9 protein-coding genes and 1 pseudogene are annotated in these 11184 nt (G+C 60.1%); 5 read left to right on the top strand and 5 right to left on the bottom strand.

What is annotated here, in order from left to right; all coding sequences use genetic code 11:
* Window positions 1-74: 74 nt before the first annotated feature.
* From JWR14_RS04560 to JWR14_RS04540, 5 genes are all read right to left on the bottom strand, one after another.
* Window positions 75-896: an IclR family transcriptional regulator C-terminal domain-containing protein gene (locus JWR14_RS04560; RefSeq protein WP_299702072.1), complete on the bottom strand. Its 822-nt coding sequence runs from the start codon at window positions 894-896 to the stop codon at window positions 75-77.
* A gap of 92 nt (window positions 897-988) precedes the next feature.
* Window positions 989-2077 (bottom strand): porin, encoded by a 1089-nt coding sequence (locus tag JWR14_RS04555; RefSeq protein WP_299702069.1) that lies wholly within the window; start codon window positions 2075-2077, stop codon window positions 989-991.
* A gap of 127 nt (window positions 2078-2204) precedes the next feature.
* On the bottom strand, window positions 2205-3551 hold the full coding sequence (locus tag JWR14_RS04550) for an MFS transporter (protein ID WP_299702075.1): 1347 nt from the start codon (window positions 3549-3551) through the stop codon (window positions 2205-2207).
* A gap of 76 nt (window positions 3552-3627) precedes the next feature.
* The gene (locus JWR14_RS04545) at window positions 3628-4761 is read right to left on the bottom strand and encodes a CoA transferase (protein ID WP_299702067.1); all 1134 of its coding nucleotides are present in this window, start codon (window positions 4759-4761) and stop codon (window positions 3628-3630) included.
* A 52-nt stretch (window positions 4762-4813) separates the two neighbouring features.
* Window positions 4814-5590: a citryl-CoA lyase gene (locus JWR14_RS04540; protein ID WP_299702064.1), complete on the bottom strand. Its 777-nt coding sequence runs from the start codon at window positions 5588-5590 to the stop codon at window positions 4814-4816.
* Between the two features lie 489 nt (window positions 5591-6079).
* Here JWR14_RS04540 and JWR14_RS04535 point away from each other — a divergent pair, with 489 nt between their 5' ends.
* The 5 genes and pseudogenes from JWR14_RS04535 to JWR14_RS04515 all read left to right on the top strand — a co-directional run.
* Window positions 6080-6202, top strand: a complete 123-nt coding sequence (locus tag JWR14_RS04535; RefSeq protein WP_299702061.1) for a hypothetical protein — start codon at window positions 6080-6082, stop codon at window positions 6200-6202.
* Between the two features lie 183 nt (window positions 6203-6385).
* Window positions 6386-6660 (top strand): annotated as a pseudogene (locus JWR14_RS04530) (IS6 family transposase); the annotation flags it as partial.
* Between the two features lie 575 nt (window positions 6661-7235).
* The gene (locus JWR14_RS04525) at window positions 7236-8387 is read left to right on the top strand and encodes a porin (RefSeq protein WP_299702058.1); all 1152 of its coding nucleotides are present in this window, start codon (window positions 7236-7238) and stop codon (window positions 8385-8387) included.
* A gap of 888 nt (window positions 8388-9275) precedes the next feature.
* Entirely contained in the window at window positions 9276-10013 is a 738-nt protein-coding gene (locus tag JWR14_RS04520) for an ABC transporter permease (protein ID WP_299702055.1), read from the top strand.
* Window positions 10010-11184: ABC transporter ATP-binding protein (locus JWR14_RS04515; protein WP_299702052.1), on the top strand; the 1175-nt coding region annotated here is incomplete at its 3' end. The genes JWR14_RS04520 and JWR14_RS04515, both read left to right, overlap by 4 nt.

The raw sequence follows: 11184 nt of genomic DNA, 5'->3' as shown, positions 1-11184 counted from the left end.
TTAAACAACTCTTCGACAAGTTCTGCCGGCAGCCTTATTTAACGACCTGGTTGTCAATGGAGCGACGTCGCGCACTAGGACGAGCGGATCGAATGGACGAGAGCAGGCGCCCGGCGAATGGCCCATTCGATATGCGCGCGAGCCTCCCTCAAGATCGGCAGGCGCGTGGCAATCAAGTCGTCGGTCGTGGTGCGGTCTGTCTCGGAGGAGCAGTTAATCGCAGCGATCACGTTGCCCTGAGGATCGCAGACCGGCACCGCGATCGATACGACGCCCATTTCGATCTCGTCCTGCTGGGTGGCAAAGCCGTTGGTCAGCGCCTTCGCGAATTCGCGGGCGAGGTCGTCGCGCTGGACCAGGGTCTTGGCCGTATATTGCGGAAAAGGCGCGCGGGTCAAGAGGCGCTGCTGTTCTTCGAGCGGCTGATTGGCGAGCAGGATCCGCCCGAGCGACGTGCAGAAGGCGGGTAGCCGATATCCCACGGACGCGCGTCGCGTAATGCTGCGCTTGCTGGGTACATGGTCAAGATAGACCACGTCGTCGCCATCGAGGATCGCGAAGGACACGGAATCGCGATACTCGTCCGCGACTTCCTGCAGGTACGGGTTGACCAGGTCCTTGAAGTTCATCGAGCGCAGATACGCCACCCCAAGCGACAACACTTTCGGCAACAGCAGGAAACGCTTGCCCTGCATTCCCACATACCCGAGCGAGTGCAAGGTGAGCAGCGCGCGCCGGGCAGTGGCGACGTTCATCTGCGCGGCCTGGGCGACCTCGCTCAACGTCATTTCCGGCTGATTTTCGGTAAAGGCCTGGATCACCGAGAGGCCGCGCGCAAGCGCGGCTACGAAGTCCCGGTGAGTCTCATCAATGCGTTCAGACGGCGTTTGAGTCATGAAGGAAGGTAGGCGGTCATCGACAGGGCTCAACTATACTGTTTTTCGCCCTGCGAAAAACAGTTCGACAGCAAAACCCTGGCAGAGATGCGTCAGAACCGGTGCCGGATGCCCAGGCTGATGATGGTCTGGTTGTCGCCGCTCGAAGGCGTTGCCGTGAACAGCGTGGCCTGAACGTCGCCGCCATGCACGTGCTCATAGTTGAGCAAGGCGTAGAGGTCAGTTCGTTTCGAGAGGAAATAGTCAGCCGAGACCATGTATTGCCCCCAGCGGGCTTCATTCAGCTTCGAGTAAGCGTAGCCGCCGAGCACCGATACCGCGGGCGTCAGCCAATAGGTCACGCCGCCCTCCCAGGTGCTCAGCACGGCGGTTGAATTACCGCTCTTCATGTCGGTGAGCGAATACACGCCATGCAGCAACGCGGGACCAAACTTGTAGCTGCCTCCCGCCGCGAAAGTCGAAATCCGGTTGAGCGCAACCGTTCCGCTTTGCGGCGTGCCGAACAGGTCCGGAACGCCGATCGTCGTGGCCGGCGTGATGGTCGTATTGTTCACGCTCGTGTACGCGGCGGCGAGATTCAGATTGTCGCTGCTGTACGAGATGCCGTAACTTTGCGCGCTGCCTGCCGCCAGATGGCCGGGCTGGCCGCCCGGCGCGTAGAGCACTCCCACCTTCAATCCGTCGAACGTCGGGCTCTGGTATGCAATGACGTTATTGAGCCGTTCCCCTCCGAGGCGGTCGTAGTCTCCCAAATGGAAACCGTACGTACCGGCGTTGAACAAGTTGGTCATCGAATACAGATAGATCAGGAAGTCGTATTGCCGTCCCAACGTGATCGTGCCGGCGGGCGTCGTGAGTCCGACGAAGGCCTGGCGTCCGAACTCGAGGCCGCCCTGGCCTAGTGCCCCGTTGTTCAGCGCGAAGCCGTTTTCCAACGTAAAGATGGCCTGGTAGCCGCCGCCCAGGTCTTCCGTGCCCTTGATGCCCCAGCGGCTGCCCTGCACGTTGCCGGACGTTTGCGTGAAAGCGCTGTGGCCGCCTTCGTTGCTCACGTAGTTGAGGCTTTCGTCGATCAATCCGTACAGCGTCACATTGCTTTGCGCGTATGCGGTGCCCATGCTGACCAGCGAGCATGCGATGGTAGCCGACGACAGCAATGCCGCCTTGATGGAACTTTTCATTATCGGTCTCCTGGAGGTTTTTCTTTTAGCTATGAAATGCGAATCGATTTATAGGATTACTAAATAATTAACAACGACTTTAAATTCGTTTACGCCGGTTGCCCCGGCGCACGCCATTAAACCTGGCTCAATCCGGTCGTCCGGTGGACGCCATTGCGCGGGGAATCGAAAGAATCAGGCAGCAGCACACCAGCAGGCATCCGCCCAGCACGTAGGTGCCGCTGTTGACGTCGCCGGTCACGTTCTTCGCCATGTTGGTGATCATTGCGCCGGTGATGCCGGACAAGCTGCCGATGGAGTTGATCATCGCAAGGCCCGCCGCTGCCGCTGCGCCCGACAGCAGGCGGCCGGCGAAGGTCCAGAAGATCGGCATGATGCTTATGATCCCGGATGCGGCGATCGAAATGAGCAGGATCGACACCGAGAGCTGGTGCGTGAACATTGCGCTGAGAATCAATGCGATACCGGCCAGCAGCGCTGGAATGGCGGCATGCAGTCGCCGCTCCCCGGTGCGGTTCGAATGCATGGCGTTTGCGACCATCACGATGCTGGCGGCGACATACGGCACGGCGGCAAGCAAGCCGATATGAAAAGCGTCCTTGAGCCCCGCGGCGCTGATGATGGACGGCAGCCAGAACGACAAGCCATAGAAACCGGTGTTCATGGTGAGCAGGATGCCGCACAGGAGCCATACGCCCCGGTTTTTCAATGCGGCGCGAAAGTCGTGGGTCTTCGTCACGTTCTCCGACGAGATGTTGCGCTTCAACAGTGACTTCTCTTCGGGCGTGAGCCAGCTGGCATCGTCGATAGTTTCCGTCAGCGTGAGCAGCACCACCACCCCAAGGATGATGGCGGGCAGACCTTCAACGATCAGCATCCACTGCCAGCCGCGAAAGCCGAGCGTCTCGTGCATGTTCTGCAGCACCCAGCCCGAGACCGGTCCGCCGATGCACAAGCTCAGCGGCAGCGCCACCATGAAGCCTGCCATGACGCGGTTCTGCTTGTGCGACGGGAACCAGCTGTTCAGATAGAGAACCACGCCAGGAAAGAAGCCCGCTTCGCACACGCCCAGCAGAAAACGCAGCACGTAGAACATGGTCGCCGAACCGGTATGGAAGAACTGCCCCAGCGGCCCGATGTACATCAGCAGGATCGAGACGAGGCCCCACGTCACCATGATACGGGCGATCCAGCGACGCGCTCCCACGCGGTGCAGCACGATGTTGCTCGGCATTTCGAACAGGACGTAGCCCCAGAACAGCATGCTCGCGCCCAACGCGTACACGTTGTCGCTGAGATGCAGGTCGCCGAGCATCTGCAGCTTCGCGAAACCGATGTTGACCCGGTCGAGGTACGACACCATGTAGCAAAGAAAGAACAGCGGCACGCAGCGCCAGAACACCTTGTCGTACGTTGCTTTCTCCAGGTCCTGCGAAAGCTGGCTGATGCCGGCTTTTTCCACGCTCAACGCCATGACAGTCTCCTGATTGTTGTTCTCGCGCCGCCCGGCAATGAATTCCAGTCCCATCTCTGGCGAGCGCGGCGATGTCTCACGCGCGCAGAGGCCCGAGGATTTCTTCGTTATGTTCGCCGAGTACCGGCGGCGGCACGATCGCAAGCGAGCGCTCGCCGTTATAGCTAACCGGGCTGCGCACGGTCTTGTACTCGCCCATCGTCGCGTGGCGCGCGCTTACCAGTAATTCCAGGTGCTTCGCCTGCGGGTCTTCCAGCGCTTCGCTGGCGTCGTACATGGGCGCGTGCGGCACATCCTGCGCGAGCAGGAGGCGGCACCATTCGTCGCGCTCACGCTCGACGAATACTCCCGTTAGAACGTCGATCATCGCATCCTGGTTGTCGATGCGGCCCTCGCGCGTCGAGAAACGCGGGTCTTCCAGCAAGCCCGGGATGCCGATCACCGAGGCCAACCCCTGCCAGAATTTATCCGGCGACGACATATGCAGCGCGAGCCATTTGCCGTCCCGGCATTTCATGACATATGACTGCGAGACCATCGGCCTGCTGTAGGGTCCCATGACCTCGTTCGCCGAATAGTAGTGCGTGAATGCGTCCATGTTGAAATGCGTCATGGCCTCGAGCATCGACACCTCCACGCTCAGGCCCGTTCCCGTGCGCGCGCGCTCCTGCAACGCCCCGAGAATGCCGTAGGCGGCGTAGAAGCCCGTGATCGAATCGGCGATTGCCGGTCCGACCACGCGTGGGTTCTCCGGATTGACCAGCAGGCCGAGGAATCCGCTCGCGGCTTGCGCGACCGTATCGTACGCAGGACGTCCCGCTGACGGCCCCGACTGGCCGAAGCCGCTGATCGAGCAGTAGATCAGGCGAGGGTTGATTGCGCGAAGACGCGCTTCGTCCACGTTCAGGCGCGCCGCCGCGCCGGGACGGAAATTCTGGATGTACACGTCGGCAGTACGGATGAGCTCGTCGAAAGTGGCGAGGTCGCCAGCATCCTTCGTATTGAGCGTGACGCTGCGCTTGTTGCGGTTGTAGGTCTGGAAGTGCGGACTGTAAAGGCCGCCGCGAAAGGCCCGGAAAGGGTCGCCCGAACCGGGCTGCTCGACCTTGATGACGTCGGCGCCGAGATCGCCGAGCAGCATCCCCGTGGCCGGCCCGGTAATGAATGTGCCTTGTTCGATGACACGAATGTTCTGCAATACCTTGATCACTTCGATTGCTCCATGTGCGGCAACCGCCGCGTTGTGTTCCGGGAGTGCTTGTTCAGCCGACGTACTCGATCACGCTTTCGCCGGCATGAGCCAGCGCGAAGCCGATTGGCTCCATGCTCTCCTCCAGCAGATGCGCGACGAGGCTCACGCTCCGCGCGACGAGCGGCACGCCTTTCAAGGCCTTGAGAGGAAAACCGACGTCGAGCAGCACGGCTGGAATCGCGCCCGACACGTTGATCGGCAGTGCCCGGCCATAGATTTTTGGCACCCTGGCAGCGATCTCGCGCAGCACCCGCACGTTCGCACCCGCGGTGCCGTGTTCGTCCGCCATGGCGAGCAAGCGCGTGGCGCGCGGATCTTCCTGCTGGTGCAGCGGATGCCCAAAGCCGGGTAGCGGCGCGCGCCGCGCCCGCAGTGCCGAGATTTCACGCTCAACCACCTGTTCGAGCGTGCCCTCTTGCGGCGTTTTCGCGAGCAACCCGGCGAAGAGCTTGCCCGCCTCTTCGGAACTGCCGAGGACGACCGACCCGCATCCCAGCAGGCCGGCAGCCACCGCGCCCTGCAAGGCCTCGGGGGCTGCCGCGAATGTCATGCGGGCGGCTTGTATGGACGGCACAAGCCCGTGTTCCGAAATCGACACCAGGGATGCGTCGAGGAACAGGCGCTGGACGTCCGTGGGCGGCTGGCCCGTCAGGAGCAGACAAAAGAAGTCGGTCAGGCTCACGTGGCCTATCAACTCCTTGCAGAGATCCCGGTTACGGACAGTGATGCTGTCAGGCGTTGCGGTCGAAATCGACGTGCGTAGCTGACTGGGTTTTCCGATTTGCATGGCGACCTTTGAAGATGCGGTGTAGCGATGTTTCAGTTGGATAATTTCGTCTAGCGCGTACTATTTCGGTAGGCGAAACTTTAACGAGGCTCCAGATGGGTCGCCAATAGGTGATTTCACCTAGCGAATATATTTTCGCACAGCGCAAATATATCCGGCCATGCATAGTCCACGCTTCCCGCGGCCCCCGGCGCAGTGAGACAGGAGCAACGCGGCGCAAGAGCCCGAATGACCCAGAAGGGTCGGGAAGTCCTCATTCGTTGAAGCTGGTAGCAGACGTTCGTCCCTGGCGTTAACGAAGGGCTGGTCTTAAGCGATGAGCGGGCATGGCAAAGTTAATCGACGACCAACGGCTTGCATGACGCTTCCAATGCGGTCGCGACCGTCATCTACACACAGTCGCTCAAGCTAGTTCCCGCACTCGTCTGGTCCGGCCTGATGAGTTAACCTGTTCGTTTGCACCGTCTAGGTATTCGCCGGGAAACTGACGTGAATACCGGACGCATTGCATTGACGGTGATCACGGCCGCGGCTGCTTACCGGACACGCGTGAATCCAATATGGCTCGTTGCCGGGGGAGCGATGTTGGGACTCGCCCACGTCGTGACTTAGCCAGCACCCGTGCGCCCGCCGGCATGCTTCCTCGGGCTGCTGCCGCTGCGTCTCGCTCCGCTTCGTGTCCGCGCTGGCTGCGCAAATGCGCCGCGTGTTCATCCCGGCCCAAAGTGGCTTTGGTGCAAAATAGCGATCAATGAATCGGCTAGGGTATCGGCCTGACCGATTTGAGGGCCCGCGATGAGCAAGCTGAAGGGTCTGGACGGGCTGTTCGCCGGCCGTCACTTTGACCGTGACGTGATCATTCTTTGTGTGCGCTGGTATCTGCGCTACAAGCTCAGCCTGCGCGATCTCGTCGAGATGATGGCTGAGCGAGGATTGTCGCTTGCTCACACGACGATCTTGCGTTGGGTGCAGCGTTTACGCCCGAGTTCGTCAAGCGCTGGAACCGTTTCGCAACACCTGCGGGACGGTCGTGGAGGGTTGACGAGACGTACTCGAATATCCGTGGCAAATAGGTTTATCTATGTCGGGCGGTGGATCGGGTCGGCCAGACGTTCGACTTCATGTCCTTGCCACTCCGCAACTTTCAACCTAGCCGCTTCTGCCAGTTAGGTTTGCATAAGCGGGAATTGATATAAAAAAACGCGACCCGTAAGCCGCGCTAAAAAAGATGAAAAAGACCACCCCTGTCCAAAGGGCGAGTCAGTCTAAAAGTTAAGCCTGTGCATGACAATAGCAGTCAGCGGAAGAGTCAATTGCCTAAATGACGTGAAACCTTTTCGCCGCATGTTGATCGGCAAAACTCTTACGAAGCACTGCGAGAAAATCCTTTTACGGTCACGTCGCATATGCACAACAAGTAGCGCTTGACACCAACTTTACGCGTCCAATGTGAAAGGTGTTTTTCCTTAATCTACTTGCACTTATCTGCTTAAGCTTTCGCCATTGCGGCTTTAGAAAATACTATTGCGTGAAACGCGGCTAAAGAAATCATCTGCGGGAATACACTGCGCAGCGGATCGCCGATTAGATCATCGGCGATTACTTGAATACGATTCTCTCGCAATGTTTCGGAGCTTTACAAATCATGAAGAAAACCCTCATCGCAGCGACCCTCATGAGCGTGTTCGCCATCACCGCTCACGCACAAAGCAGCGTCACCCTTTACGGCACGCTAGACGCCGGCCTTGTGTTTGCAAACAACCAGGGCGGCCACAGCAACTGGCAACAAGGCAGCGGCTCGGTATCGAACACGTACTTCGGCTTGCGCGGCAGTGAAGATCTGGGCAGCGGCCTGCACGCAATCTTCACGTTGGAAAGCGGCTTCAATCTGAACAACGGCAATTTCAGCGAAAACAATACGATCTTCAATCGTCAGGCGTTCGTCGGTCTGCAAAGCAACCAGTACGGTACGGTGACGCTCGGCCGTCAATACGACTCGGTGGTCGACTATTTGGCGCCGCTGTCGGAAGCCGGCGCAGGCTATGGCAACAACCTTGCCGCTCACCCGTTCGATAACGACAACCTCGACAATTCGTTCTCGGTCAAGAACGCAGTGAAGTACCAGAGCGCGAACTACGGCGGCGTGAAGTTCGGCGGCCTCTACGGCTTCAGCAACGCCGCCGGCCAGTTCTCGAACAATCGTGCATGGAGCGCAGGTGCTTCGTATGGCAATGGCCCGCTGAGCGTCGCAGCCGCTTACTTGCAACTGAACAACTCAGGTAGCAACAACGTGGGTGGCGCCGTATCACAAGGCGACGGCACAGCAGAAATCGCCGCGCAACAGCAACGCACCTACGGCGCCGGCATCAACTACGCTTACGGCCCCGCTAATGTCGGCCTCGTGTATACGCATACGCAACTGGATGGCATCACCGGCGTGAATGTCGGCGGCACGACGCTGGCAGGCGTGGCCGGCACGAACCTGCATATGGACAACTACGAAGTGAACGGCCGTTATGCGCTGACGCCGGCCCTAAGCCTCACTGCTGCATACACCTTCACCGACGGCAAGGTATCGGGTTCGAACGGTTCGGGCGATCCGAAGTGGCAAACAGCGTCGCTGCAAGGCGACTACTCGCTGAGCAAGCGTACTGACGTGTACCTTGAAGGTGTGTATCAGCACGCATCCGGTGAACTCGGCAACTTCGGTGCGAACGTTGCGTCGATCAACACGTTGTCGCCGTCTTCGACCGCCAATCAGACGGTCGTCGCGGTGGGCATGCGCCACCGCTTCTAAGTTGACTTAGCGTTAAGTACACGCGCGCATGAAACGATCGTGCGCGCGTTTTTTTTGCGGCTGTAAACGTCGAATCTCCCTTCGCGACTAACGTCCCTCCACGAATCGAAAAGGCAAGCGGAAACGCCAGAATTTGTCACCACCCGGTTCGCGAAACGTCGCATCGTGACGCTTGCCAAGATACCGCTCGAGTAGAGAGGCTCTCTGTCATTAACGACGCGTTCTCGCCGTCAGTAGCAGAACGAGACTGGGCCACCCACGTGGTGGCAGCGTTCAAATCCGGCCACGGCGTAGCCACCCAAGCGCGCGCAGCGTGCCTCGATTGCTGCCCATTCCCTTGATCCACGAGATTATTTACTTGGGTGCCGCGACTTTGATGTCGTCACGCCGTGCGCGATCTGGGCGGCAGGACCGCGCTGACCAAGTCGACCGCGCCAGCATCCGCATTCAACAATCGTTATCCCCGGTTTTTGCTGAAAGATCTGTGGATAAAGTGGCGTGGCGCCGCAAGCTGCCGACTCGAAACACCTTTTCCCCTGTGCGTCACTGCGAGGCAATACCGGCTCGATCTCCACGTTGACACCAGACGGCGCCTCGATATTCACCACGCAGGGGGCTTTGAAGCGCGAGCGAGGCCATGCCCCGTCACCAAGCGAATCGCCTTAAAAGCGTCAGCAAATCCAAATTCAAAACCAACTCCGGCCCCAAGCGAAAACCCGGGGGCGTCGCCTCGGTGACAGTTGATGTCGAAAACGTGGTGCTGCCGGGCATTTTGAGCCGCTACAGTTCACTGGCGGCGAGGTGATCTGACACGCCCCCTTATACCGACAAACCCTAGTCCCGCGGTGCAATAGGCATCATCGGCTGCGCCACTCTTCTGGAGGACGCTTGGAAACGCTCGCTTTCATCTGGACAAATGGTCCTTCGATCTTGCACATGCTCGTCGAGCATCTGCAGATCGTCGCGGTGGGCGTCGGTTTCGCCATCCTCACTGGCGTGCCGCTTGGCATCGCCATCAGTCTCAACGAGCGCGTGGCGCGTGTGGTGCTCTACGTGGCCGCCATCCTCATGACGGTGCCATCGGTCGCGCTGTTCGGCTTGTTGATCCCGGTCCTGTCGCTGATCGGGCAAGGCATCGGTTTCCTGCCGGCTGTGATCGCGCTGTTTCTCTATTCGCAGTTGCCGATCGTGCGCAACACTTACACGGCGATCCGTAATCTCGACCCGGCCATGCGAGAAGCGGCACGCGGCATGGGCATGACCACGAAGCAACGGCTCTTTCGCGTCGAACTGCCCATTGCCGTGCCCATCATCATGGCCGGCATCAGGATGGCGGTGGTCATCAACATCGGCATCGCGGCGATCGCCACCTATATTGGCGCGGGCGGGCTCGGCAAGCTGATCAGCCGCGGGATCTCGCAGTCGGACCCGCGACAACTGATAGCGGGCGCGGTGATCGTGGGAGCGCTTGCGATCGTGGCGGATTTCGGACTGGCATGCCTGCAACGCCGCCTCACGCCCACCGGCCTGCGCACGCCACGCCTGCCCCTGCTGGCACTGGGCCGTCGCGCTGTCTCAGCCGATGTCCGCGCGGTCGACCCCATCACTATTGCGGAGAGCCGATGATCAAGCTCCAGAACCTTACCAAGCGCTTCGAGTCGCGCCAGTCGCAAGCGGTGGTCGACGACCTGACGATGGATATCGGCGAAGGGGAGTTATGCGTGCTGCTCGGACCCTCGGGGTGCGGCAAGACCACTACGCTTAAGATGATCAACCGGCTGGTGCAACCCACGTCGGGCAAGATCCTGATCGGCGGAGAAGATACCGCGAGCTTCGACGTGGTCGAGTTGCGTCGCCGCATTGGCTATGTGATCCAGCAGGTCGGCCTGTTCCCCAACATGACGGTGGAGGGCAACATCGCGCTCGTGCCCCAGATGCTCGGTTGGGATAAGGCCCGCACGCGCAAGCGCGTGGAGGAGTTGCTCGAACTTGTCGCGCTTGATCCGGCTGTCTTCATGCGCTGTTATCCGCGCGATCTGTCGGGTGGCCAGCAACAACGCGTGGGGGTTGCGCGCGCACTCGCCGCCGATCCTCCGGTGATGCTGATGGACGAACCGTTCGGCGCCATCGATCCAATCAATCGCACGGCGATCCAGGACGAGTTTCGCAAGATCCAGCGGCGCCTGAACAAGACCGTGGTGTTCGTGAGCCACGATATTGATGAAGCCGTGAAGATGGCCGATAAAATCGCGATCTTCCGCGATGGCAAGCTCGAGCAATATGGACCGCCGGAAGAATTACTGGCACGGCCGGCAAGCGCGTTCATTGCGAATTTCGTCGGCTCGGATCGCGCGTTGAAGCGCTTGCGGTTGCTATGCGCAAGCGATGCGTTAATGAGCTCGAGAGCAGTGGCGCGCGTTGGAGAAACGCACCGCACCATACGCACGGCGCTGGGCTCGCATCCCGGCGGTGAGGTTGTCGTCGTCGATGCCAACGGCACACCGCGCGGTTATCTCAGCGCTGCGTGTCTGGACGCCGCGGGCGTGAACGCGGACGACCGGCTGGATGCATCGCTTGCAATGCCGCTTGCTGCAGCAGCACGTGCAGGCGATGACCTGCGCAGCGTTGTGTCCGCCATGCTCGCGCACGGGGTCTCGTGGTTCGCCGTGCTCGACGATGCCGGCCGCTTTGCCGGTTATGTCAGCTATGCAGCGATCGCAGCATTGGCGCGCGCGGGAGACCCGAACGCATGCGCTCAAGCTGGCTTGAGTGTTTTCACCGATAACGCCGCGGGTTT

This window comes from Caballeronia sp. (assembly GCF_028292365.1).
In the GTDB taxonomy this organism is placed as follows: domain Bacteria; phylum Pseudomonadota; class Gammaproteobacteria; order Burkholderiales; family Burkholderiaceae; genus Caballeronia.
Note: the sequence above shows the minus strand (reverse complement) of the source record. Positions and strands in the feature narration are given on the sequence as shown.

Excerpts from the sequence above, each read along its gene's own strand:
- JWR14_RS04550 (WP_299702075.1), bottom strand. The coding sequence starts at position 3,551 with ATGGCGTTGAGCGTGGAAAAAGCCGGCATCAGCCAGCTTTCGCAGGAC.
- JWR14_RS04540 (WP_299702064.1), bottom strand. The coding sequence starts at position 5,590 with ATGCAAATCGGAAAACCCAGTCAGCTACGCACGTCGATTTCGACCGCA.
- JWR14_RS04560 (WP_299702072.1), bottom strand. The coding sequence starts at position 896 with ATGACTCAAACGCCGTCTGAACGCATTGATGAGACTCACCGGGACTTC.
- JWR14_RS04555 (WP_299702069.1), bottom strand. The coding sequence starts at position 2,077 with ATGAAAAGTTCCATCAAGGCGGCATTGCTGTCGTCGGCTACCATCGCA.
- JWR14_RS04525 (WP_299702058.1), top strand. The coding sequence starts at position 7,236 with ATGAAGAAAACCCTCATCGCAGCGACCCTCATGAGCGTGTTCGCCATC.